Origin of the sequence: Methylomusa anaerophila (assembly GCF_003966895.1) — a bacterium.
Taxonomy (GTDB): Bacteria; Bacillota; Negativicutes; order Sporomusales; family Sporomusaceae; genus Methylomusa; species Methylomusa anaerophila.
In genome coordinates, this window is the sequence record NZ_AP018449.1 from 1430880 (window position 1) to 1455938 (window position 25059).

Consider the following 25059-nt stretch of genomic DNA (forward strand, 5'->3'; position numbering starts at 1 on the left):
TTGGCGATGTGCTAATATAATGGTAATAGGAACAGGCGACCGGACATTCCGCTCCAGCCGGGCGCAGGTATTTTTACGGTTTTAAATGGTTTCGATGGAGGGACTTATTTTGCACCAGGATGATAAGAACTTTAATCAGCTTAAGCAATCGGCAGCCCGGCTATCGGTTATATCCAACACTTTATTGGTAGTTCTGAAATTATTGGTAGGTCTTCTGACCGGTGCGGTCAGTATCGTGTCGGAGGCAGCCCACTCGGCCGTTGATCTTTTTGCCGCCCTTGTTGCCTACCTAGCGGTCAAAAAATCCGGTAAACCGCCGGACAAGCAACATGCTTACGGTCATGGCAAAATTGAAAATTTATCGGCCGCGTTTGAAGCAGGGCTTATTGTGATAGCTGCATTATGGATTGTGTATGAAGCGGTAGCAAAAATAAAAAGTCCGGCAGCACCGGCAATGCTGGAGTACGGTATAGCGGTAATGGCGCTGTCCATTGGCGCCAATTACTGGGTATCAGGGAAGCTGTACCGGGCTGCCCATCTCACTGCCTCCCATGCGCTTGAGGCCGACGCGCTGCACTTGCGGGCGGATATTTGGACCAGCATGGGAGTTTTAGCCGGCCTGGCCATAATTGAAGTCACAGGGTTTGTCTGGCTGGATCCGGTCATTGCGATTGCTGTGGCCGTCGTGGTGTTCAAGGCCGGATTTGAAATGACTAAAAAAAGCCTGTACGAGCTTACTGACATTAGTTTGCCGGCCGAAGAAGAGGAACAAATTCGTCTAATTGTCAACTCCCATCCGACCGTAATCGCCTTTCATCAGCTTAGAACCAGACGATCCGGCAGCAATAAGTTAATTGATATGCATGTCGTTTTGAAGAAAAACATGCAATTAAATAAGGCGCATTTAGTTTGTGACGAAATTGAGATTTCTATTAAGCAAGAACTGGGCCCGTGTGATGTTACCATTCATCTGGAGCCTTGTGATTACTATGAGGATGTTGGCTCCTGTCCGGTGGACATATGTGACGGAAAATGCAAAGAGTAAGTTTTTGTTCTCTTTAAGTAGGGAACTGCTTATAAACCGCCATCTGCGTCGTTACTCCTGTGGTCCTCGTTCCAACGTACAACCAGTACGTTTCCACTCCGGTCCCCGCACAAACTATTATGCATAGCTAACGAAATCAGAATCGTCGTCGTGCCTAGCAGCTGACGATTTTTAAGCAGTTCGTGGCATTTGGTGACTTAGCAATACGAATATGAGTACGAAAAATTCCCCAAATTTCGGTTAGGGGAATTTTTTTGTTGTAAGGCAGATAATATAGGTTATAATAGCAAGTAAATGGTATATGGAAGGAGATTGGGAATGAGCTCTGAACTCTTGGAGAAATATGTACGTCTGATTGTTAAGACGGGGATAAATCTGCAGCAAGGCCAAACCCTTGTTGTTACCTCTCCCATTGAAAGTGCGTCTTTTACCAGGCTTTTGGCTGAAACCGCCTATGAGGAAGGTGCAAGGGACGTGGTGATCAATTGGCGGGATGAATTGTTTAGCAAAATCCGGTATATGAAGGCGCCGGAAGAGGTTTTTGATGAATTTCCCGATTGGCAGAAGGAATTCTATATGTCCTATGTACGGCAAGACGCAGCTTTCGTAACAATATCCGCCACCGATCCCGAACTCTTAAAAGACGTAAATCCTGCCAGAATCGCCAAAGCGCAGAAAACCGGCAGCACTGCTCTCAAAGAATACCGGGAACGTTTGATGAGCAACAAGAATACCTGGTGTGTAGTATCCATTCCTACTCAGGCCTGGGCTAAAAAGGTCTTCCCCGGAATAAGCGGGGAAGACGCAGTTAATAAGCTATGGGCGACTATATTCAAGGTTGTTAGAGTGGATACTGAGAATCCTGTCGCGGCCTGGGAGGAGCACAAGAAGAACCTGAAAAAAAGCATGGAATTTATGAATTCCCACAATTTCAAATTTCTTCACTACCGTAGTTCTCTTGGTACCGATGTAAAAATCGAACTTCCGGAAAACCATGTCTGGCTGGGTGGCTCGGAATATACGCCGGAAGGGCGGGAATTTGTCGCCAACATGCCCACGGAAGAGATCTTCACCTTGCCGAAAAGAACGGGGGTAAACGGTAAAGTAGTAAGCTCCCGGCCACTAAATTATAACGGCAATCTTATTGAAAACTTCTCCCTAACCTTTAAAGACGGAAAAATTGTTGACTTTCAGGCGGAAAAAGGCTATGAGACGCTAAAAAACCTTATCGGAACAGATGAAGGCTCACACTATTTGGGCGAGGTAGCCCTGGTTCCTTTTGACTCCCCCATCTCAAAGTCGAACATTTTATTTTTCAATACTCTTTTTGATGAAAATGCGTCCTGCCATTTGGCCATAGGTAAAGCCTATCCCGTCTGTATAAAAGACAGCGGCAAGATGACTGAAGATGAACTAGCAAAACTTGGTGTGAACGACTCACTGGTGCATGAAGATTTTATGATAGGTACGGCCGACCTGGAAATAACCGGCGTTACTGCTGCGGGCGAGGAAATTCCGGTATTTCGCAACGGAAATTTTGCCTTTGAAAGACTATTTGCGGCGACCAAAAACTAGCTGGATAGCGAAATTTGCCGCGAAAGCAACATCGCAATTTAAAAATGAATTACCTATATGGGGCCTTAAAAAATTGACATCCGGGTATTAGGACCGCGCCGAAGCCTTTCCAATACCCGGATATAATTTTAACTCTTTGAGAGCAAGTGGCAGGATTCAACGGCAGGAATTTTGGAAAAAGGATTTTGCCGAAGTGGGTATAATAAATATATTTAGGAAGTAAAGCAAGTCTTTCCAGGGCAAAGGGCATATGGAGGAGAGGTGAGGGGAAATGGGCAATGTTAAACTGACTGAATTTACCAAGAGCGGCGGTTGAGCTGCCAAAATCGGGCCGGGGGACCTGGCCGGGATTTTGCGGGGACTGCCGGTGGTAAATCACCCGAACCTCTTAGTTGGCATACAATCTTCGGATGACGCCGGTGTTTATAAGCTGAACGACGATACGGCACTGGTTCAGACAGTAGATTTTTTTACCCCCATTGTCGATGATCCCTACCTGTTTGGACAAATTGCCGCCGCCAACAGTTTGAGCGATATTTACGCCATGGGAGCCAAACCCTTAACTGCCATGAATATTGTCGCCTTTCCCATTTGCTCGCTGCCGGGAGATGTATTGCGGGACATTCTACGGGGAGGACTGGATAAAATAAACGAGGCGGAAGCAGTGATGGTGGGGGGGCATACTGTGGATGACACCGAGCCTAAATATGGTCTTAGCGTAACCGGTTTAGTTCATCCGGACAGGGTCTGGACAAATGCCGGTGCCAAACCGGGTGATCATTTAGTATTAACCAAAGCCTTAGGGACAGGAATCCTCGCCACTGCCGCCAGAGTCGGCCTGTTCGAGGCAGGAGTCCAGGCTGCTGTCAACAGTATGGTGCTGCTCAACCGGACCGCGGCACAAGTTGCTTCAAACTATGGTATCCATGCCTGTACCGATATTACCGGCTTTGGACTATTGGGACATGTGTATGAGATGGTTGCTGCCAGCGGCGTGTCGGTAGAAATTTACAGTACCGGTTTGCCCCTGCTGCCGGCAGCGGCTGAAGCGGCGGGTATGGGTCTTGTACCCGGCGGCGCCTATGCCAACCGGGAATATCTTAATAATGTCGTTTCTTTTTCCGAGGCTGTTCCTGCCAATATACAGGATATTTGTTTTGACCCTCAGACATCCGGCGGGCTGCTTTTCAGCCTGCCGGATACAGAAGCCGGTGAGCTGGTGGAGGCCTTAAAAGCCGCCGGTATAACCCGGGCGGCAAAAATCGGCAAAGTAACATCCATTGGGATTGAAATTGGGGAGGGGAATATTTATGTCAGATGATAAGGTAATAGACTGCCGGGGGCTGAAATGCCCTCAGCCTGTTATTAATACGAAAAAAACACTGGAGACTTTGCGCGAAGGACGGGTGACAGTCATTGTTGACAATAACGTTGCCAAAGAGAATGTCCAAAAATTCGCTGTCAGCAATGGCTGCTCGGTGACTCTCGCAGAAAAAAACGGCCATTATTACATCGATATTATCAAAGGTGTGGGTTCGGGAGCAAAAACCGTGGAATCTCACACGGTGGAATTAACCGCTGCCGGCCCTTGTCCTGTTTACCTAATAACCAAAAATACCCTGGGGAGCGGTTCGGATGAACTCGGGGCGGTATTGATGAAATCCTGGGCCTATACTTTACGGGAAACAAAGCCATTGCCGTCGACAATCATGTTTGTAAACAGCGGTGTCCGTTTAACCTGTGACGGGTCGCCCATTCTGGAACATCTCAGCGCTCTGGCTGACCAGGGGGTGGAAATTTTGTCCTGCGGCACCTGTCTTGATTATTTCGGCCTCAAGGAGCAGCTTAAGGTCGGCAGCGTTACCAATATGTACACCATTCTGGAAAGACTCAGCGCTGGTCAAGCTATTACGATCTGATGACTGCTGGTGTAAAGAGTAGTGGGACAGAACATTATGACTGGCTGATATCGTTTGCTTCCGTGCATCAGGCTATTAAGGCGGAAAAAATACTGGTCCAGGCCGGTATTAAAGTAACGGCTATGCCTACGCCGCGGGAAATTGATATTAGTTGCGGCCAGTGTCTGCTAATTGCGGCCGGCGATGAAGCGGCTGCATTCAAGCTTTTCGCCGCGGGGCAGGTGCGCTGGGCGAAACTGTACCGCCGCACTCTTGCCCAGGGGCCTGGCGGCCCGGTGAAGATCTATGAGCGTGTTTCCGAAAATACGCAACTATAATTTCTAATTTCTAATGGAGGATGGTTAAAAAATGCTCAGGTGCCGGGCAACAATGCCGCTGAGCATTTTGAACCAGCCTCAATGGAGCTTGGGGGATAACGTGGAACATATACTTACTTCTGCCTACTGGATTCAACCTGTGATTACATTCTTTCGCCTCGCGGCTATCAGCATTGGCGGCCTATTGCTGTTGAAGTTTTTCAACCTGGTGGTGGAGCGCTATTTTACTCCGAAACCCGGGGCAAAAACCTTATATATAGATGAAAAGCGGGCCCGAACATTAAGCAGCCTGTTAATGAGCATCATCCGGTATATAATTTATTTCATCATAGCAGTAATGGTACTGCAGGAGTTTCGTATCGACACCACATCCATTATCGCCGGCGCCGGTATTATCGGCGTGGCTGTGGGCATAGGGGCGCAGGGTCTTATCAAAGATTTTATTACCGGCTTTTACATTATCCTGGAAGATCAATACGGCGTAGGCGATTATATTGTGAGTGAGAACATGGCCGGTACGGTAGAGGAATTAGGCTTTCGCGTGACCAGGCTGCGGGACGGCAACGGCGTACTGCATATAATACCTAACGGCTCTATCGGCCGAATCAGCAACTACACCAGAGGCCACACGCAGGCGGTGGTAACTGTGCCGGTTTCTTACCAGGCAGACATTGACAAAGTGCTGGCGCTTTTGGATAAGGTTTGCGCTGAGGTTGGCAAGAGTATGCCGGAAGTGCTGGCGGGACCGGTGGTAGTTGGCATCACTGATCTTGGCGCCAGCGAAATCATCGTGAAACTTACGGCTAAAACCGTACCTTTGGAGCAGGGAAAAGTAGAAACGGCCATAAGGCACAAAGTAAGAACTTTGTTTGCTGCGGCCCGGATTCCACCCTTCTGCCCCGGGTGCCCTGATTCGACAGCAGTGGCTGAAGCCCCAAATTAGGGAGGTATGGTTCATGAATATTCGGTATAACTATAAAGTCGGTGATATTGTAAAAATGAAAAAACCTCACCCCTGCGGTGAGTACAATTGGGAAATTACCCGCACAGGCATTGATTTCGGTCTCAAATGTCTCAAGTGTGGCCGGCAGGTCATGATTCCCCGGCCAAAATTTGAAAAAGGCGTTAAAGCAGTCGTAAGCACAAGGCAGGAGGAAAACTAGGAGACTTGAACTATTGTGATAAGGTGGAATTATTGTAATGAGCACAAATTTGGAAGTCGGTATTGTCGGCTTGCCGAATGTCGGCAAGAGTACTTTATTTAACGCCATTACCAAAGCTGGCGCTGAAGCGGCCAACTACCCGTTCTGCACTATAGAACCCAACGTGGGGGTAGTAGAGGTTCCGGACGAAAGGCTATGGCGGCTTACGGAAATGTACCGGCCCAGGAAGACCACTCCCACTGCCATGCGGTTTGTGGATATCGCCGGTCTGGTGAAAGGTGCGGCCCAGGGTGAGGGGCTGGGAAACAAATTTTTGTCTCATATCCGGCAAGTAGACGCGGTAGTCCAGGTGGTACGGTGCTTTACTGATGAAAACGTTACCCATGTGGCCGGCAGTATTGATCCTGTGCGGGATATCGAGATCATCAATACCGAACTATGCTTGGCCGACCTGGAGACAGTGGAAAAACGGATAGAACGGACCCAGAAGATGGTTAAAGGCGGTGACAAAAAAGCGCAAGCCGAATTGGAAGCCTTGAATACAGTTAAGGCGGCGCTGGAAAAAGCTGAACCCGCCCGCCGGGCGATTCAGTCGGAAGAGGTGGCGGCCATCCTGCGGGACTTGTTTTTGCTGACGGTAAAACCGACACTGTTTGTTGCCAACGTCAGCGAGGAGGAAGTGGCTGACCCCAGCGGCAATCCCTATGTACAGCAAGTAAAAGAATACGCTGAAAAAGAAGGCGCGGCGGTTATTGTCGTCTCGGCCAAGGTGGAATCCGAGATTGCCGAGCTTGCTGATGAAGAAGCCCAGGAATTTCTTGCCGACCTGGGGCTTAACGAATCCGGGCTGGATAAACTGATAAAAGCCAGCTATAACCTTTTGGGGCTGATGACTTTCTTCACTGCGGGTGAACCGGAGGTACGCGCCTGGACCATAGTGCGGGGAACCAAAGCGCCCCAGGCTGCCGGTAAAATCCACACCGATATTGAACGCGGCTTCATCCGGGCGGAAATCGTATCTTACAATGACCTTATAGCCTGCGGTTCCCACAATGCGGCGCGGGAAAAGGGTCTTGTCCGCCTGGAGGGCAAGGATTACATTATGCAGGACGGCGACGTAACCTATTTCCGCTTTAATGTATAGACTTTAGTGTATAAACTGTATAAACATAGAAGCCAGCAAAAGGTATAAGGTATTCTGTATGAAATAGCAAGAGGGAGGGAGTGTATGGTGAACAATACCGTGGGCAAGTCCGCCTGGTATAATGTCTCAGTGTTGACTGCCGCCCATTTCATGAGCGACTTTTACGCTGTCTTCCTACCGCCTTTATTACCGTTTTTAATGACCAAGCTGGGGATGTCCCTGACCATGAGCGGCATACTGGTCATGGTCAACTCAGTAGTATCAAGCGTCTTCCAGCCGGTCTGCGGTTACTATATTGATAAAAGCGGCTATAGCTGGCTGCTTATTTTTACCCTGCCTGTCAGCGCCGTTTTTATTTGTGTTGCCGGTCTGGTTGAAAGCCAGGCAGCTCTTTTTGCCGTTGTTGTTCTTTCCGGGCTGGCGATAACCATTTTTCATCCGCTCGGTTCCAGTCTGGTGGGGCGGGTTACACCTGAAACAGGTAAAGGAAGGGCTATGTCTGTATTTATTTTCGGGGGTAATGTAGGGTGTGCGGTTTCGCCGGCAGTGGTGGTCTGGCTGCTTGCAGACTATGGCGCCGGCAGCCTCCTGTGGCTGATTGTCCCGGGGTTAATCGTAACCTGGCTATGTTATCAGGCTGGGTTGCACCAGGTTGCTGTGGCTTCACCGTCTCTAGAAATTAGTAGTGCGCCCTGTTCTTCCAGGCCCTGGTACAAGTCAGGCAGTTTGCTTTTGCTGAACGCCGTCATGGCCTTGCGTTCCTGGGCCCAAATCGTTATAAGCACCTTTCTGCCTGTTATGCTTATCCAATTAGGGTACCCGGCGGCGATAAGCGGCAGCATGCTGTTTGTGTTTATGTTCGCTGCCGCGATTGGCGGTGTGATTGGCGGCCATATCGGCGATAAATTCGGCGGAAAAAATTGTATCGTATGGCTGCTGCTGATCAGTTTGCCGGCAGCCTATTGGTTTTTTCAGACCCGGGAAATCACTTGGCTGTCCTGGGTCGCGCTGGCGGTAGCGGGAGCTGCTTTGCAAGGTGTACTGCCGCCCTCCATTGTATGGGCGCAGGAACTGCTGCCGGATAATGCCGCTATGGCGTCGGGCATGATGCTCGGTCTTTCCTTCGGCTTGGGTGGGATCGGCGCCGCAATAACCGGTGCTTTGGCTGATCACGCCGGGGTACAGCCGGCGCTTATGTGGACGCTGATTTCCGTCATTCTGGCACTATTGCTGGCGGCTGTAATACCGGACCCAAGGCGGCAGTCTGCCGCTATAAGGCAAGAAGCAGGTAGCCTTTAATATTTCCGTGCCCTTAAGATTTACTTGCAATTTATGGACAATAAATGATATAATAATATATCGTAGGCTGTAGCCTGCATGGTTAGGTTTATTATAATGAACCTTCCCTGCTCCCTTAGGGGGCCATTAGTCCGGAGGAGGAGGTGATTTCGTGAGAAAATACGAAGTCATGTTCATTGTGAAGCCGGGGGACGAAGAGGTTATCAACAATGCGGTTGCCAAGTTTGAAAACCTCATTAAAAGCACCGGCGGCAATGTGGATAAGGTAGACCGTTGGGGTAAGCGGCGGCTGGCCTATGAAGTAAAAGACTTCATAGAAGGCTACTACTGCTTGATTACCTTCAGCGCTGAAGCAGCAACCGTATTTGAGCTGGAACGGGTGCTGAAGATTACCGATGACGTCATCAAGCACATGATTATTAAGCTGGATGACTGATCGTGCCGGGAGGAAAGAATATCCATGAACAAAGTAATTCTTGTAGGCCGTTTGGCTCAAGACCCGGAAGTCCGCTATACCCAGAGCGGCAAGGCGGTGGCTTCTTTTAGTCTGGCTGTTAACCGGCCGGGAGTGCAAGGCCAGCGGGATGCAGACTTCATTCCTATTGTCGCTTGGGAAAAGTTGGCCGAAATTTGTGGCAACAACCTGACCAAGGGTCGTCTTATCCTGGTGGAAGGCCGGTTGCAAGTCCGCTCTTATGAAACCAGCGATGGGCAAAAGAGACGGGTCACAGAAGTAATTGCAAGCAATATTGAGTTTTTAGAACGTAAACAAGCGGCGGCACCAGGTTCTGATGCCGGCGGCGTCGACATAAATTCCTTTGGCAAGGATATTCTCGCGGCTGGTGACGAGGAAATTCCGTTTTAAAAAGGAGGTTAAGTAAATATGGCTGTGAAACGGGAAAGAGGCCGCAAACCGAAAAAGAAAGTTTGCAGTTTCTGCGTTGACAAAATTCAAAACATTGACTATAAAGATACAGGCAAACTGCGTCGGTATATTACCGAACGGGGCAAAATTTTGCCGCGCCGCATTTCCGGCAACTGCGCCAAACACCAGCGCCAAATGACGCTGGCGGTTAAACGGGCAAGAAATATTGCGCTGTTGCCATTTACTGCAGAATAAATTATTTAGGCAATTAACGATAATCAACGATGAGCAAGAGTGCCTGAGGGGTATTCTTGCTCATTTTACTATCCGACTTTCTTAGTCAACTCCATGTCTGATTTTTATCCTTGCTTGTGGCAGGAAATAGCCGGTCTTCCTCCGAATAAACAAAAGATAGGCCTAAGGAGGGATACCAGTGTTCTCCCAAGAACCGGACATTCTGCGCAAGCTGCGGTTAATTGAAGGGCTGAAAGCCGATCTGTTAATAAATGTGGGTGAAGTCTACCGGGCTATGGCTCAAAACCGGCCGCAGGAAACTGTTGCCGGTGCTTTGGCTGAGGTTATAATCACGGCGTATGTGCTTGGGCGCAGATTGGGACTTGATTACGCTGAAATGGATGATATTGTTGTCGCCAGGCTTGGGCAGGATATAAAGAAGGAACCCGAGATAGAAAGATGGTTTGGAGATTTAAGCGAATACCGTCGCCATCTTCGCTAGAAAGGATGAACTACATGCGCCAAACCAACGTGAGGCCGGTGGTGGAAGGTGGAATTCTAACCGCCGTCGCCATTATTTTTGGCCTTATCAGCACTTACCTCCCAATTCTTGGCCCCTTTGTCAATTTGATATGGCCTGTGCCCCTGATTCTTTTGGGGGTGCGTCATGGATACAAATGGAGCATTCTGGCTACTGTTGCGGCCGGCATCATTATTGCCCTTTTGATGCACCCCCTTGCCGCCGTAACGGTAGTAGTAGGGTTCGGTTTGATAGGTATCGTATTGGGTCATGCTTTACGCCAGGGATACTCGCCATTTTATACTCTTCTTGCCGGCTCGGCGGCATCCCTCTTATCCAAGGTGGCTGTGCTGGTTATTGGCGCCGCAGTCTTGGGCTTTAACCCGTTAAATATGCAAATTGAAGCCATGGGGAACGCTATCGATCAGGTACTGGCATTCTACCGGTCTATGGGCCTGAGTGAGGAGGAGCTCAGCCGGATGGACAGCATCCTGCGGCCCATGATTGATCTGATGAAGATCATTCTGCCGGCGAGCTTTGTCATAGCATCTGTGGTTGACACATATCTTAATTATCATGTTGCGCGGATTGTACTGAAAAAACTTGGGCATACGGTAGGTGCCTTCCCGCCTTTCAAATACTGGGTAATGCCACGGCAAACCATCTATGCGCTGGCTGTGGCCATGGTGATGATCTATTGGGGCCAAAGCCGGGAGATAAGCCTATTATACCAGGCCGGAATGAATCTGCAGGTTCTAACGATTATGGTACTTTTACTGCAGGGGCTGGCGCTCTTTTACTACCTTGCCGATAAATACAATTTGTCAAGACTGGCCCGAGGTATTATACTGGTCTTGATATTTTCTAACGGATTCTTTACGCAAGGACTAATCTTCGCCGGCGTATTTGATCTTATTTTCGACTATCGTCGGCTGCGCCAACCGCGTACCGATTAACAGGAGGTACTCTTTATGCCTCAGGGTCCGTCGTTTTGGTTTGATACTCGCGTATATTTGGCTGTAGCTGCCGCCTTGCTTTTAGTTATTATGTTTTACAATCCCTATGTGGGCGTCTTGGGGACCATACTTTTATATGCCTTGTATCTTTTTGGGCGGGAACGCCACGTGGAGCGGCAAAAGGCACTGAATGAATACTTATCCTCCATGAGCTGCTATGTGGAAGAAGCAACCGCTCTGGCGCTGTCAAACTTGCCGCTGGCCATTGCCATTGTCGACAACTCCGGCTTGATTCATTGGCGAAACAGCATTTTGGCAGCGTGGTCCGATAATCCGGCGGCGCCTAATGAGTCACTGCTAAAGATATTTCCGGACCTGGATCTAAGTAAGATCTGGGATGAGGCCGGTCAGTTCAGGCTGGAATCGGATTCCCGTTTTTTCGATGTCATTCATAAGCCTATCCCTAGCTGTGCTGCCAGCGGGAGTGATGAACCTGCCCAGGCGTTGATGATACTGTACATTACGGATATTACGCCCTGCGAAGTCTCGAAAATCGCCTGCCAGCAAGCGCGGCCGGTAATGGCTTATATCCAGATTGATAACTATGATGACGCGTTAAAAGGCCTGAGTGAGACTCAACGCACCAATATTTTGGCTGAGGTCAGTAAACATTTGTCCGAATGGATTGCAGAGTTAGGCGGCTTTCTCAAGAAATTTTCCGAAGATACCTATCTGGCTATGATTGACAGAAAAGCCCTGGAGCAAGTTGTCTTCAACGACAAGTTTGATATTTTGGATAAGATCCGGGCTATTCACGGCGGCAATAAAATACCCGTTACGCTGAGTCTGGGCGTTGCAGCCGGGGACGACTCCATCGCGGCTCTCAGCCAGGTGGCGCAAGCCGGCCTTGATTTGGCTTTAGGGCGGGGGGGAGATCAGGCCGCCGTAAATATAGACGGTAAAGTCCAGTTTTTCGGCGGCAAAGCCAAGGCTGTGGAGAAAAACACCCGGGTCAAAGCCCGAATTGTGGCTCATACTTTAAGAGATCTTATCGACCAGGCGGATAGTGTGATTGTTATGGGGCATGCCGGCGAAGATTTTGACAGCCTGGGAGCATCCCTTGGTGTGACCCGCATGGTGATGCAGCGCGGTAAGACAGTAAACGTGGTTGTTAGCCAGCCAGGACTTGCTGTTGACAAGTTATCCGAACTTCTCCTCGATTATGAGGAATACAGGGAATTATTCATATCACCAGCGGAAGCCGGCGCAATTATCAGCGGGAGAACCCTCCTATTTGTTGTGGATACCCATCGCCCCGAACTGGTTGCAGCACCTGAACTGATAAACAGGACGGAACGGATTGTGGTGATTGACCACCATCGCCGCGCCGAGACATTTATCCCGAATACTTTGCTGGTGTATCTTGAACCTTCGGCATCCTCTGCCAGTGAACTGGTGGCGGAACTGCTTATGTATTTTGACGACAAGCTGGAATTGAACCGCCTGGAGGCCTCGGCATTATACGCGGGAGTTGTGGTTGATACCAAGAATTTTGCCGTGCAGACCGGAGTGCGCACCTTTGAAGCTGCCTCCTATCTTCGCCGGGCGGGAGCCGATCCGATGCTGGTACGGCACTTGTTTAGAATGGATTTGGAAACCATCAAGAGTAGAGCCGCTATTATCGAGAATACCATTATGCCTTTTGAAGGCGTGGTGGTTGCCGTATGTCCGCCGGAGGTAAAAAACGCCCAGGTTCTAGCGGCTCAGTCGGCCGACACACTGCTAAACATTGAAGGGGTAAAAGTCAGTTTTGTTTTGTTTACGGCTGAAGACGGGATCGGGGTAAGTGCCAGGTCTAACGGCGATATTAATGTGCAGATTATTATGGAACAGCTTGGCGGCGGCGGACATCAGTCGGTAGCCGGCGCCAAAATCAAGAATATGACCGTTGATGACATAATAAAACGCATTATTGCACTCGTCGCCGACTACATGAAGGAGAGTGACCAACATGAAGTTAATACTGCAACAAGAAGTGAAAAAACTCGGTAAGAAAGGCGACATAATCGATGTCGCCGAAGGGTATGCCCGCAATTACCTTTTGCCGCAAAAACTGGCCATACCGGCTACAAATAATAACATCAATCAGATTACCCAGCAGAAGGCGTCTGAAGCCCGTAAAAAAGAACAGCAGCTGGACGAGGCCAAAGTGATGGCTGGGCAAATGTCCAAGGTGGAAGTGACCATTCCTGTAAAAATGGGTGAAGGCGGTAAGTTATTTGGTTCGGTGACCGCTAAGGATATTGCCGATGCTTTGGCCAGTCAACACAAGATTGAAATGGATAAGCGGAAAATCGAACTCAAAGACGCTATCAAATCACTAGGATCCTATCCGGTAACCATTAAGCTCCATCCGGAAGTGAGCACTCAAATTACCGTGCACGTAGCGACAACTGATTGAAAACGCCAATCTGCGTCGTTGCTCCTGCGGGCGTTCCCTTCAGCGTACGTCCAGTACGCTTCCGGTCACGTCCCCGCGCAAACTAATGCCAGAGTTATTCTGCACAGAATCGTCGTCGCGCCTAGCATCTCGGCATTTTGAATCAGTTGTCTGTACCTTACCGCTATTAGCCAATCTGGGCTTCAGGGTGAGAATAGATTCGAGTGTAATAAGTAATTTCGGTGTACCCTTTCCATTGTACCCTTTCCTTAATTTTAAAATATCGAAAGGACATCAATCGCAAATGAAAGAATTCTTTAACAAATTTGTCGGCCGACGCCGTAGTATGGATTCAGCTTCCAACAGCAATAAAGAAGATCAACTCAAACGGCAGGTGGCTGCCCTATATGGGTTGTATACCGGCGTGATGGGCGCTGAGCGAGTGGTATTGAAAGCCGGCAAGCTTGGTGCCCTCGACCTTATGCGGTCAGAGTTCATGCCGGAACGGGTGCTGGCCTTGCAAAAGCTGGTATTTGAAGACCCTACAGTGGAAAAATTGCCAACTTTTCAGGAAATCCCGGATATTCTTAATGAAATCGAGGATGAGCTGGCCGACTTATGTGCCCGGCGGACAGTGGAAGATCGGATCGAAAAGAAGATCGCCGAAAAAATGGAAGAGCGTCATCAGGAGTATATCCAGGAAATCCGCGCTCAAGTATTAAAAGAAGAAAGCGATTCCAATGCCGAAAACCCTCAGACCCTTAAAAAATACGCCATGCTGGAGAAACTGGAAAGCCGTAAGCTAACCAAATCGGCGATGGAACTCCTGCGCCCAGCCAGACTTGATGAGATTGTGGGGCAGGAGCGGGCGATTGAGGCTTTGAGAGCCAAGCTGGCATCGCCTTATCCGCAGCATCTTATTCTTTATGGCCCGCCGGGAGTAGGCAAAACAACCGCAGCCCGTTTAGTCTTGGAAGAAGCGAAAAATTTAAAGACTACCCCTTTTCCTAAAGATGCTCCTTTTGTTGAAGCGGACGGCACTACCCTCCGCTGGGACCCCCGGGATGTTACCAATCCCCTTCTCGGTTCGGTTCATGATCCCATTTACCAAGGTGCGAGGCGGGATTTGGCTGAAACAGGCGTTCCGGAGCCCAAACCGGGAATGGTTACCGACGCCCACAGCGGCATACTGTTTATTGATGAAATCGGAGAAATGGACCCCATGCTGCAAAATAAACTCTTAAAGGTATTGGAAGACAAACGGGTTCGTTTCGACTCCGCCTATTATGATCCTTCCGATCCCAGCGTGCCGAAATATATCAGAAAGCTATTCGAAGAAGGGGCTCCCGCCGATTTTGTACTTATCGGCGCCACTACGCGGGATGCACAGGACATTATGTCGGCGGTACGTTCGCGGTGCGCCGAAATCTATTTTGAACCTTTGGCTCCGAAAAATATCGAAGAAATCGTATATAACGCCGCCGCCAAGCTGGGAGTAATCATTGAAGCCGAAGTGCCGCGCTTAATTAGTGAATACACCATTGAGGGGCGAAAAGCCGTTAACATCCTGGCGGATGCTTATAGTCTGGCCCTGCTGGATAAGGGGCACAAAACCACTGATGTCACCATTAGCGCCCAAAATGTCTATCGTGTGGCCCAAGTCAGCCGTTTGACACCTTATGTCAATTTAAAGGCTTCAGCCACCGCCGAAGTAGGAAAGGTCTTCGGTCTTGGCGTCTCCGGCTATTTGGGCTCCGTACTGGAGATCGAAGCCATAGCCTTTGCCACAGAAAAAGGAAGAGGCAACATACGTTTTAATGACACTGCCGGCACTATGGCCAAAGATTCAGTATTCAACGCCGCCGCGGTTGTGCGAAAAATTACCGGCGAAGATTTGGCCAATTATGATATTCACGTAAATATTATCGGCGGCGGTCGTATTGACGGTCCTTCCGCCGGCACAGCCATTCTGGCGGCAATTATTTCCGCCATCACCGGCCGTCCTATTCGCCAGGATGTAGCCGTTACCGGCGAAGTGTCCATCCAGGGGCGGGTGAAAGCCGTCGGCGGGGTATTTGAAAAGGCCTATGGCGCCAAGCAGGCTGGAATCCGCATAATGATAATCCCTGCGGAAAACAAGGTGGATATCCCCGAAGCACATCTGGGTTTGGACATTCGTCCCATCGCCACCGTAGAAGAAGCCCTGGCCATCTTACTTGTTGATGAACAAAAATCCATAGCTTAAGGGAATTTCCGGGTGTAATCGGTAATAACCTGGTTCTCCTCCTGTTGACGATATGAGGCTGGGAGGTTATGCAGTGCTTGACAGAGTACCGCCCCAGAATGTAGAGGCCGAACAAGCCGTTCTGGGGGCAATGATGATAGAACGCGAGGCCATCTCTAAGGTGGCCGAATTTTTACGCCCGGAGGACTATTACCGGGAAGCTCACCGGCTAATCTATAATGCCGTACTTGAATTGTATAATAAAAATGACGCCGTTGATATGGTTACGGTGGTGGAAATATTGCGCCGTGACGAAAAGCTGGAAGCTGCAGGCGGCATAGCATACATCACCGCCCTGGCCAATAGTGTGCCCACAGCCGCCAACGTCATGTACCATGCCCGGATCGTGGAAGAGAAAGCGCTGCTCCGAAAGCTGATCAGCACGGCAACCAATGTAGCAGGCATGGGCTACGAAGCCAATGAAGAAGTGTCCGTTATCATGGATAAGGCGGAGAAAATGATTCTTGAGGTCTCCAGCCGGCGGAGCGGACAAGAATTTGCCTCAATCAAAAACATTATATTTGACGTATTTGACAAAGTGTCGGAACTGTATTCCGCCAAGGGCGGAATTACCGGTCTTTCCACCGGGTTCAAGGACCTGGATAAACTAACCTCCGGCTTGCAGCCGTCCGACCTGATTCTGATAGCTGCCCGGCCCAGTATGGGTAAAACCGCCTTTGTCCTCAATATTGCCCAGCATGTGGCGGTGCGCGACAAAAAGCCGGTAGCTTTTTTCAGCCTAGAGATGTCAAAAGAGCAGTTGGTGCAGCGGATGCTTTGCGCCGAAGCGCCTATTGACGCTCAGCGGCTGCGTATTGGCGAACTGGAACATGAAGACTGGAACAAACTTGTGCGGGCGGCCGACCGGCTGGCAGCGGCGCCTATCTTCATTGACGACACCGCCGATGTTTCCGTTATGGAGATGCGCTCTAAGGCCCGCCGTCTCAAAATCGATCATGATTTAAGCCTGATCATCATCGATTACCTGCAGCTTATGCAGGGGGGAGTCAACGGCGGACGAAGTGAAAACCGCCAGCAGGAAATATCGGAAATTTCCCGCTCTCTGAAAGCCCTGGCCCGGGAACTTAAGGTGCCGGTTGTTGCCCTGTCCCAGCTTAGCCGCAGTGTGGAATCACGGCAATCCAAAAAGCCAATGCTTAGTGATCTCCGGGAATCCGGATCACTGGAGCAGGATGCCGATATTGTGGCCTTCCTGTACCGGGAAGACTATTATGATCCGGAAACCGACAAGAAAAACATTACCGAAGTCATTATCGCCAAGCACCGGAACGGTCCGGTGGATAGCCTCCAATTATTCTTCCATAAACAATTTACTAAATTCAGTGATCTATCCCGCATACCCGGCTAAACAAGCAGCCGGGTATATATTTCCTGCAGACCAAAATGTTTTATGGGTTTTTTACGGCATAATCCGAACATTTTTGATATATCGACAAAAAATATTCGATTTTGCAATTGACATTAAGCTACTGAGGTGCTATGATAAGCAAGGGAAAAAGCGTAATAAATTCGTTTATTTCCCTGAGAGCTCAACTATTGCCAGGCCATAGCAACTATTTGAGTTTTTTTGGTCTGCCCGAAACCCGAAAGTTGATAAGTTGCGCGGCTCACAACCCAATGACCCAATGAATTGAAGTTTTTGGGCAGCTAAACTTAAGGGCTAGAGGTGAAGTAATTGAAGCAGTATGATGTAATTGTGATCGGAGCTGGTCCGGCAGGAATTTTTACTGCCTTGGAACTGGCGGATAAAGGGCTTGAGATATTGGTGCTGGAGAAAGGGCGGGACATTCGCAAACGTCACTGTTACTCCAGCAGTGAAAAAAGCACCTGCATTAATTGCAAACCCTGCGATATCGTCTGTGGCTGGGGCGGGGCGGGAGCATTCAGTGACGGCAAGCTGACCCTGACTACGGAATTCGGCGGCATTCTGGATGCCTACATGGAAAAAACTAAAGTTGCTGAACTTATTGAATATATTGACGGAATATACTTAAAATTCGGCGCCACAACAACTGTGTACGGTGGTGAGCATAAAGAAGAAATTCGCAAACTGCAGCGGATAGCGGCAGCTGCTGACCTAAGTTTTATTCCTGCCCGCATCCGGCATTTGGGAACAGAGAAGTGCCTGGAAATCTTAACCCGAATGCGTGATTATCTGGAAGATAAATGTGAAATCCGCACCATGACACCGGTTGAACATATTTTGGTTAAAGACGGGAAATACGAAGGCGTTGAACTGGTGAACGGCGAAATCGTCAGGAGTAAGTATCTGGTAGTCGCTCCCGGGCGGGAAGGCTCCGAGTGGTTTGCCGCTCAGGCTGCCCAACTGGGGCTTAGTATGGTCACCAATCCGGTGGATATTGGCGTGCGGGTGGAATTGCCGGCAACTATTATGGAACATATTACCGAAACTGTTTATGAATCCAAGCTGGTATATTATACGAAATCTTTTGATGATAGAATAAGGACCTTCTGCATGAATCCCTATGGGGTAGTGTCTACGGAAAACAATTCCGGACTTGTGACGGTTAACGGCCACAGCTATGCAGAAAAAAGGACCCAGAACACCAACTTCGCCCTGTTGGTCTCCAAGAGCTTTACCCAGCCGTTTAAAGAGCCTATTACCTATGGCAAGTCAATTGCCAAACTGGCCAATCTGCTTGGCGGCGGCGTAATCGTGCAGCGGCTGGGGGATCTTCTCGACGGCCGTCGTTCTACTGCCGAGCGGATTACCCGCGGTCTGGTTGAACCCACTTTAAAAGATGCCACTCCCGGTGACTTGAGTCTGGTCCTGCCCTATCGGCATATGGTGGCGATAACCGAGATGCTGGAAGCTCTCGATATAGTGGCTCCCGGTGTTAACTCCCGGCATACATTGCTTTACGGTGTGGAGGTAAAATTTTATTCTTCCCGTCCGAATTTGACCAATAATTTGGAAACGCAAATATCTAACTTATTTGCCATCGGTGACGGCGCCGGCGTTACCAGAGGGCTTGCGCAGGCTTCGGCCGCCGGTGTGGTCGTTGCGCGGGAGATTCAATGCCGCACCGGAAAATAATTTAATCTCTTTTCTGTGCAACTCAAATGCCACGAACTGCTTAGAAATCGTCAGATACCGTTGCATATGAAAAAAAATTATTGCAATAATATTGGCTGATTACGGTTCTACTATCATAGTCAGACCGCCGAGGCGTGACGAGGACCGGAACGGAGGCGTACTGGACGTACGTCGAAGTGAGGACCGCAGGAACAACGACGCAGATGGCGGTTTATAAGCAGTTCCCAACTTATTGTAAAATAGTCTCTAATATGAAGGTGGGCGATATATAATGATCGAACGTTATACCTTGCCGGAAATGGGCCGGATATGGACTGATGAAAACGAGTTTCAAACTATGCTGGCTATTGAAATCGCAGCTTGCGAAGCCATGGCCAAAATTGGTCAGATCCCGGCGGACGCCGTGCCTGCCATCAAAGCTAAGGCAAAATTTTCGGTGGAGCGCATCCGGGAAATCGAAAAGGAAACCCGTCACGACATTCTGGCATTTCTCACGGCTGTTGCCGAAAATGTAGGCGATCCAGCCAAATACATACACATGGGACTTACTTCCAGCGATGTGAAAGATACAGCGCTGGGATATATGATGAAACAGGCGGCAGACATCATTATTGCCGACCTCCTCAAATTTCGGGACGTTTTAAGGCGGCGAGCGGGGGAACATAAGCATACCCCCATGATTGGAAGAACTCACGGCATTCACGCCGAACCCATCACCCTGGGTCTTAAATTTGCTCTTTGGATGGATGAAACCGAGCGCAATATTGAACGGGTCAAACGGGCCCGGGAGGCTGTAGCGATCGGCAAGCTGTCCGGAGCTGTGGGAACTTACGCCAGTATAGACCCTTCCATTGAAGTGTATGTATGCGAAAAGATGGGCTTAAAATCGGCCAAACTGGCAACTCAGGTCATTCAGCGGGACCGCCATGCCGAATTCATGACTACCTTGGCTATTGTCGGCGGATCGCTGGATAAAATGGCGACAGAAGTAAGAAACCTGCAGCGTACCGATATCCGGGAAGTGGAAGAATATTTTCACCCCGGTCAAAAAGGCTCGTCCGCGATGCCGCATAAACGCAACCCGATTACCTGCGAACGGGTAAGCGGTCTGGCCCGGGTAGTACGGGGCAATGCCCTGGCGGCCCTGGAAGATATGCCGCTGTGGCATGAGCGGGATATCTCTCATTCCTCGGTCGAGCGCGTTATTCTGCCTGACAGCACTATTTTGATTGATTACATGCTGCACATTTTTACGGATATTGTCGATCGGCTTTTGGTCTATCCGGAAGCCATGAAAGCCAACATCGAGAAAACCGGCGGGCTTATTTTCAGTCAGCGGGTGCTGTTAAAACTTGTCGACAAGGGTGTAGCGCGGGAAGAAGCCTACCGCTGGGTTCAGCGGAACGCCATGGCCAAATGGCTGGAAGGCGCTGATTTTAAAACCAACGTTATTAACGATCCCGATATTCAGAAGTATCTGTCGCCGGCCGAGATAGAAGAATGTTTCAACTATGCTTGGCATTTGCGGCACATAGATACCATTATGGCCAGATTTGGACTATAGCGAAAATGGGGGGAATAGCATATGTCAGCAGTTGTGGTTATCGGCACTCAGTGGGGTGACGAAGGAAAAGGCAAAATCGTTGATTTTTTAGCCGAACAGGCGGATGTAGTTGTCCGTTACCAGGGGGGCAACAACGCCGGACATACCGTGGTGGTAAACGGTACGGAATTCAAGCTGCACCTTCTGCCGTCCGGCATTCTTTATGCCGGTAAGGCTTGCATCGTGGGCAATGGTGTAGTTATAGACCCGGCGGTGCTGCTGCAAGAATTAAAGGGAATGCAGGACAAAGGCATTGATACTGCCGGACTGAGAATATCTAACCGCGCTCATGTGATTATGCCCTATCATCGCCTCTTGGATGCTTTGGAAGAAGACTCCAAAGGCGACCGCAAAATCGGTACGACCAAACGCGGTATCGGACCTTGCTATATGGACAAAAATGCCCGGGTGGGTATCCGCATGGTAGATCTCCTGGATGAAGAAGAATTTTGCGCTAAGCTTGAATGTAATCTTGAGGCCAAGAATCACCTGTTAAGAGCCGTATATGAAACAGAGGGCTTTGAATTCGAAGAAGTTAGAGACGAGTATTTGGAGTACGCTCGTCAGTTGCGGCCTTACGTAACTGATACTTCCGCTGTTTTGCACGAAGCATTCCGCAATGGCAAGAAGGTACTGTTTGAAGGTGCTCAGGCTACGCAGCTTGACCTTGATCACGGCACCTATCCCTATGTGACTTCTTCCCATCCCATAGCAGGCGGCGCTTGCATCGGCGCCGGCGTCGGCCCGTCTAAAATCAGCCGGGTTATCGGCGTGGTCAAGGCCTATACAACTCGTGTGGGGGAAGGTCCGTTTCCAACCGAACTAACCGATGAAATCGGTGATACCATTCGGGAGCGGGGCCACGAATATGGCACGACTACCGGCCGTCCCCGCCGCTGCGGCTGGTTGGACGCTTGTGTTGTCCGCTATGCAGGATATGTCAGTGGTATTGATTATATGGCAATTACCCGCCTGGACATTCTGGATGAACTCGCGGCTGTGAATTTGTGTGTCGGTTATAAATATAAAGGAAAAAAACTCGAAGAGTTTCCTGCCAGCCTGAAGGTTCTGGCGGCAGTGGAACCAATATATGAAAAGATGCCCGGCTGGAATGAACCCACCAGTCACATACGTAAATATGAGGACTTGCCGGCCAATGCCCGTCGTTATATTGAGCGGTTAAGCGCCGTAAGCGGCATTAACATCGGCATTGTATCCGTCGGGCCAGGCAGGGACCAAACCATCATTCTGCGGGATATGTTTTAAATATCTTTGACATTTGACATATGTTTAAATATGTTTAAGGGTTGGGATTCCGTTAATAGGTGTTGACAGGGATCATTTCATTAATGTATAATTTTGTCTTGTAGTGACCCACTAGCTCAGTCGGTAGAGCACCTGACTTTTAATCAGGGTGTCCCGCGTTCGAGTCGCGGGTGGGTCACCAAAGCAGTTTTTAGTCAGCAGGCGCTAGTTCGATGCTCATCCGTTACTGGATGAGCTTTTTATTAGTAACATAACTCTCTTGACTTATGTAAAAATGTAATATATAATAACTAAGTCAGTTAATTGGCCCTGTGGTGTAGCGGTCTAACATGCCGCCCTGTCACGGCGGAGATCGACGGTTCAAATCCGTTCAGGGTCGCCAATTTATTCCTTATTGTTGATCATGATCAGCCTTGCGGCTGATTATAAATGCCGAGATGCGTTTGGAATCTGGCGCAACTTGCCTCGGTAGCTCAGTCGGTAGAGCAGAGGACTGAAAATCCTCGTGTCGGCAGTTCGATTCTGCCCTGAGGCACCATTTATGAATCGTAGCAGCCTATAAACCACCATATAGGTTGTTTTTTTTATTTTTGAATTTATAAAAAGATAGCATGAAAACTTCCTTTAATACAAATTCTATATACAGGTATTTATTAAACCTGTGCCGCGTATATCAAGGGAGGGAGACAACATGTTTAATAATCGTACTCATGCCGGTGAATTATTGGCGGAAAGGTTAGCGGAACTTCACCTTAACAATCCTTATATTTTAGCGGTGCCCCGGGGAGGATTGGCTGTTGCAGCGCCGATCGCCGCTAAACTGCAAGCTAAAGTCGGGGTACTAATTGCTAAGAAGATCGGACACCCGCTGAATCCGGAAGTGGCAATAGGAGCAATGATGCCGGACGGCAGCCTGATTCACGACAATCAGTATGTCAGCGGTATCGGTGTCAAGCAAGAAGCGTTCGATGAGATTCTTAACAAAGTACGCAGGGATCTAAATGAACGTTTGCAAGCTTACAGTCATATCGTGGTAAAAAACCATGAAGTTAAAGGCCGGCACATCATCATTGTTGACGATGGGATTGCCACCGGCTACACCATGCAAGCCGCTGTAAAGTGGCTCAAGAAATGGGGACCATCCAGTATAACGGTTGCTGTACCGGTAGCGGCCAACGACGTGTTGGCCAAGTTAAAAAAAGAAGTAGACAATCTCGCCGTTTTGGATCAACGGGACGTCTTTGAAGCCGTGGGGGCCTATTACAAAGATTTTGGCCAGATGACCGACAAAGAAGCGCTGGAATACCATCGTTATAGCGAAAACGCAGTTGTCAGACCGTGACTCTTAACAAAAAGTTTACATTGAATTAAAAGACCGGAAATATTTCTATGATACACTGATTTAGGAGCCACGAATAAGCAAACAAGCTAAGGAGGGGCTATGAAAAACTTTGAAATTAGTACCGGGCTTTTAATGTACCGGATTCATACCGGCAGGCTGGAAATACTTTTGGGCCATCCGGGCGGACCACTTTATGAAAACAAGGATTTGGGCTACTGGGGGATACCCAAAGGCGGCCTGGAGCCGGGGGAGACCCTTTTGGACGGAGCAGTACGGGAATTCGCAGAAGAGACGGGAATCACGCCTCAGTATAACGAACTGATACCTTTGGGAAGAGTACTGGAACGTCCCCGGAAATTTGTCTATATTTGGGCCTTTCCCGGTGATTGCGACACCTCTGAGCCGGTAAGCAGCAATCTTTTTGAAATGGAATGGCCGAGACATTCCGGTATTATTCAATCTTTCCCCGAACTGGATCAGGTTGCGTTTTTTGCAGCAGTTACGGCCAGGAAAAAAATAGAAAAATATCAGAGCCCGTTTGTTGACCGGCTGGAGCAAATTCTGCTCGACCTTAGTACCGGCGGCCGTACGGCCTAAGAGTGAATAAAAAGGAAAAAAGGCATTTCAATCCCGGTTGCCAGGATTGAAATGCCTTTTCCTGTGCTATTAATCAGGTCCTGACTACTACCGCTTTATACTTTATAGCTGAAACAAATAAGTGCTAAAGCTTTAGAGTAAATATAGTAATATTTTTCATACATGGGTTAGGCTGTAATTCTTTGGAAATAGCTGCCGGACATTGATTTACCACGATTCTTGTGATATAATTATCTGCGGCGGGAAGTAGGCCTTGAACACTTCTTACCAACCCAACTATTATATATGTATATGCGGGTGTAGCTTAATGGCAAAGTCCTAGCTTCCCAAGCTAGTTACGTGGGTTCGATTCCCATCACCCGCTCCAAAAAAATCCAGCCTTCCGGCATTTTTGCCGGAAGGCTTTTTCAAGTCTAACAGAAAGTATAAATACTTTCTGTTAGACCTAAGTGCAACCAACGGCTATCGCTTTCGTTTAGGCTCGGCGTTAGCCGGGTTTTTTAATAAAAGATCAACTAGAAAAATCTTTCTGGTAATGAAGGGTGTAATAATTGGCAATACTATCATTGGAGGTGATAAATTTGTTAGGGAATGCAATATGGTTTCTGATCATCGGCGCAATCGCCGGATGGGCAGCCGGTAAATTGACCCGGGGCCAAGGCTTCGGCCTGTGGGTGGATATGATTTTAGGAATCGTCGGTGCGTACATCGGCGGCTTTGCACTCTCTATGCTGGGCTTCGCGGCCTATGGTACAATCGGCCAGTTAATTACCAGCATAATCGGAGCTGTCCTCGTATTATGGATTTCTCGCCTATTTGTCGATACTACTAAAAAAACTTGAAGTCGGACCTAGGACTACGTAAAGTTTGGAATTAATTTCTATAATTTTGTTATTTGTTATATTTAAGCCTGCCGGTGTTTTTTTGTCGGGGGCTATTATTTTTTTAGCGCAAATCCTTTTTATAAAAATATTGTGAATGGCCAACCCCGGGAAAGTCATCGAGCTTGCCATAGAGTTCATAACCGCGTTTGGCGTAGAAATGCGGCGCCTGAAAGCTAAATGTGTCTACCAGGATGATCTTGCAGTCGGCGGCGACTGCCATTTGCTCCATAGTCTGAAGAAGTTTGGTCCCAAAACCTTGACCGCGCAGCTTGGCATCTGTCCAAAGCATGTCAATATAGCAGCGGGCCCGGAAATAATTAATTGTGGCGGTAATGCCGCCGACAATGTTGCCGTCGTCGTCTTTCAGGGCAAGCTGCACCGGATCAGTGACGAACGGCCCGTCCGGCGGAACATGGCCGGCGTTGTATTCGAGCAGCTGGCGTCGGATAAAACATGCAGTTTCTTCATTACCGGGATTTATAGTGATGTTTTTGTATTGACAGTCAGGCAAGGTGCTCATTCCCCTT

General features: G+C 49.0%; 25 protein-coding genes and 4 tRNA genes. 28 read left to right on the forward strand and 1 reads right to left on the reverse strand.

The window, feature by feature from the left end; all coding sequences use genetic code 11:
- The first annotated feature begins 109 nt into the window (after positions 1 to 109).
- The 28 genes from MAMMFC1_RS06215 (at position 110) to MAMMFC1_RS06350 (ending at position 24490) form a co-directional block, all read left to right on the forward strand.
- On the forward strand, positions 110 to 1045 hold the full coding sequence (locus MAMMFC1_RS06215; RefSeq protein WP_232035701.1) for a cation diffusion facilitator family transporter: 936 nt from the start codon (positions 110 to 112) through the stop codon (positions 1043 to 1045).
- A gap of 318 nt (positions 1046 to 1363) precedes the next feature.
- Positions 1364 to 2620 carry an aminopeptidase gene (locus tag MAMMFC1_RS06220; RefSeq protein WP_126307418.1) on the forward strand — a complete coding sequence of 419 codons (1257 nt, stop codon included), beginning with the start codon at positions 1364 to 1366 and terminating at the stop codon, positions 2618 to 2620.
- 271 nt (positions 2621 to 2891) lie between these two features.
- Positions 2892 to 3941 carry a selenide, water dikinase SelD gene (gene selD / locus MAMMFC1_RS06225; RefSeq protein WP_126307420.1) on the forward strand — a complete coding sequence of 350 codons (1050 nt, stop codon included), beginning with the start codon at positions 2892 to 2894 and terminating at the stop codon, positions 3939 to 3941.
- Entirely contained in the window at positions 3931 to 4539 is a 609-nt protein-coding gene (gene yedF, locus MAMMFC1_RS06230) for a sulfurtransferase-like selenium metabolism protein YedF (protein ID WP_126307422.1), read from the forward strand. The genes selD and yedF overlap by 11 nt, the downstream gene beginning before the upstream one ends.
- Positions 4539 to 4856, forward strand: coding sequence for a DUF3343 domain-containing protein (locus tag MAMMFC1_RS06235; RefSeq protein ID WP_126307424.1), 318 nt, complete (start codon positions 4539 to 4541; stop codon positions 4854 to 4856). Before yedF ends, MAMMFC1_RS06235 begins: the two co-directional genes overlap by 1 nt.
- A gap of 67 nt (positions 4857 to 4923) precedes the next feature.
- Positions 4924 to 5799 carry a mechanosensitive ion channel family protein gene (locus MAMMFC1_RS06240; protein ID WP_232035703.1) on the forward strand — a complete coding sequence of 292 codons (876 nt, stop codon included), beginning with the start codon at positions 4924 to 4926 and terminating at the stop codon, positions 5797 to 5799.
- A gap of 13 nt (positions 5800 to 5812) precedes the next feature.
- Positions 5813 to 6019: a DUF951 domain-containing protein gene (locus MAMMFC1_RS06245; RefSeq protein WP_174234365.1), complete on the forward strand. Its 207-nt coding sequence runs from the start codon at positions 5813 to 5815 to the stop codon at positions 6017 to 6019.
- A 37-nt stretch (positions 6020 to 6056) separates the two neighbouring features.
- Positions 6057 to 7163 carry a redox-regulated ATPase YchF gene (gene ychF / locus MAMMFC1_RS06250; RefSeq protein ID WP_126307428.1) on the forward strand — a complete coding sequence of 369 codons (1107 nt, stop codon included), beginning with the start codon at positions 6057 to 6059 and terminating at the stop codon, positions 7161 to 7163.
- Positions 7164 to 7247: 84 nt separating this feature from the next.
- Positions 7248 to 8462, forward strand: coding sequence for an MFS transporter (locus tag MAMMFC1_RS06255; RefSeq protein WP_126307429.1), 1215 nt, complete (start codon positions 7248 to 7250; stop codon positions 8460 to 8462).
- Between the two features lie 151 nt (positions 8463 to 8613).
- Entirely contained in the window at positions 8614 to 8898 is a 285-nt protein-coding gene (rpsF, locus tag MAMMFC1_RS06260) for a 30S ribosomal protein S6 (RefSeq protein ID WP_126307431.1), read from the forward strand.
- Positions 8899 to 8922: 24 nt separating this feature from the next.
- Positions 8923 to 9327, forward strand: a complete 405-nt coding sequence (locus MAMMFC1_RS06265; RefSeq protein ID WP_126307433.1) for a single-stranded DNA-binding protein — start codon at positions 8923 to 8925, stop codon at positions 9325 to 9327.
- 18 nt (positions 9328 to 9345) lie between these two features.
- A complete protein-coding gene (rpsR, locus tag MAMMFC1_RS06270) occupies positions 9346 to 9582 on the forward strand; it encodes a 30S ribosomal protein S18 (RefSeq protein WP_126307435.1) in 237 nt (78 codons plus the stop codon).
- Positions 9583 to 9760: 178 nt separating this feature from the next.
- A complete protein-coding gene (locus tag MAMMFC1_RS06275) occupies positions 9761 to 10063 on the forward strand; it encodes a MazG-like family protein (protein ID WP_126307437.1) in 303 nt (100 codons plus the stop codon).
- 14 nt (positions 10064 to 10077) lie between these two features.
- Positions 10078 to 11037: a YybS family protein gene (locus tag MAMMFC1_RS06280; RefSeq protein ID WP_126307439.1), complete on the forward strand. Its 960-nt coding sequence runs from the start codon at positions 10078 to 10080 to the stop codon at positions 11035 to 11037.
- Positions 11038 to 11052: 15 nt separating this feature from the next.
- Positions 11053 to 13089 carry a DHH family phosphoesterase gene (locus tag MAMMFC1_RS06285; protein WP_126307441.1) on the forward strand — a complete coding sequence of 679 codons (2037 nt, stop codon included), beginning with the start codon at positions 11053 to 11055 and terminating at the stop codon, positions 13087 to 13089.
- Complete coding sequence (rplI, locus tag MAMMFC1_RS06290) at positions 13049 to 13498, forward strand: 50S ribosomal protein L9 (protein WP_126307443.1); 450 nt, start codon at positions 13049 to 13051, stop codon at positions 13496 to 13498. The genes MAMMFC1_RS06285 and rplI overlap by 41 nt, the downstream gene beginning before the upstream one ends.
- A gap of 283 nt (positions 13499 to 13781) precedes the next feature.
- Positions 13782 to 15722 carry a Lon family ATP-dependent protease gene (lonC, locus tag MAMMFC1_RS06295; protein ID WP_126307445.1) on the forward strand — a complete coding sequence of 647 codons (1941 nt, stop codon included), beginning with the start codon at positions 13782 to 13784 and terminating at the stop codon, positions 15720 to 15722.
- A gap of 73 nt (positions 15723 to 15795) precedes the next feature.
- Entirely contained in the window at positions 15796 to 17130 is a 1335-nt protein-coding gene (dnaB, locus tag MAMMFC1_RS06300; protein ID WP_126307447.1) for a replicative DNA helicase, read from the forward strand.
- A 327-nt stretch (positions 17131 to 17457) separates the two neighbouring features.
- Entirely contained in the window at positions 17458 to 18840 is a 1383-nt protein-coding gene (locus MAMMFC1_RS06305; RefSeq protein ID WP_126307449.1) for an NAD(P)/FAD-dependent oxidoreductase, read from the forward strand.
- 271 nt (positions 18841 to 19111) lie between these two features.
- On the forward strand, positions 19112 to 20404 hold the full coding sequence (purB, locus tag MAMMFC1_RS06310) for an adenylosuccinate lyase (RefSeq protein ID WP_126307451.1): 1293 nt from the start codon (positions 19112 to 19114) through the stop codon (positions 20402 to 20404).
- Between the two features lie 21 nt (positions 20405 to 20425).
- The gene (locus tag MAMMFC1_RS06315; RefSeq protein ID WP_126307453.1) at positions 20426 to 21709 is read left to right on the forward strand and encodes an adenylosuccinate synthase; all 1284 of its coding nucleotides are present in this window, start codon (positions 20426 to 20428) and stop codon (positions 21707 to 21709) included.
- Positions 21710 to 21814: 105 nt separating this feature from the next.
- Positions 21815 to 21890, forward strand: a tRNA-Lys gene (locus tag MAMMFC1_RS06320).
- Between the two features lie 124 nt (positions 21891 to 22014).
- Positions 22015 to 22091, forward strand: a tRNA-Asp gene (locus MAMMFC1_RS06325).
- 80 nt (positions 22092 to 22171) lie between these two features.
- Positions 22172 to 22247 (forward strand) — tRNA-Phe (locus MAMMFC1_RS06330).
- A 153-nt stretch (positions 22248 to 22400) separates the two neighbouring features.
- Entirely contained in the window at positions 22401 to 23051 is a 651-nt protein-coding gene (locus MAMMFC1_RS06335; protein WP_126307455.1) for a phosphoribosyltransferase, read from the forward strand.
- 99 nt (positions 23052 to 23150) lie between these two features.
- Positions 23151 to 23648: an NUDIX domain-containing protein gene (locus MAMMFC1_RS06340; protein ID WP_126307457.1), complete on the forward strand. Its 498-nt coding sequence runs from the start codon at positions 23151 to 23153 to the stop codon at positions 23646 to 23648.
- Between the two features lie 293 nt (positions 23649 to 23941).
- Positions 23942 to 24015 (forward strand) — tRNA-Gly (locus MAMMFC1_RS06345).
- Between the two features lie 214 nt (positions 24016 to 24229).
- Positions 24230 to 24490 carry a GlsB/YeaQ/YmgE family stress response membrane protein gene (locus tag MAMMFC1_RS06350; protein ID WP_126307459.1) on the forward strand — a complete coding sequence of 87 codons (261 nt, stop codon included), beginning with the start codon at positions 24230 to 24232 and terminating at the stop codon, positions 24488 to 24490.
- A gap of 103 nt (positions 24491 to 24593) precedes the next feature.
- Here MAMMFC1_RS06350 and MAMMFC1_RS06355 read toward each other — a convergent pair whose 3' ends face one another.
- Positions 24594 to 25043 (reverse strand): GNAT family N-acetyltransferase, encoded by a 450-nt coding sequence (locus MAMMFC1_RS06355; protein WP_158618667.1) that lies wholly within the window; start codon positions 25041 to 25043, stop codon positions 24594 to 24596.
- Positions 25044 to 25059: the final 16 nt, after the last annotated feature.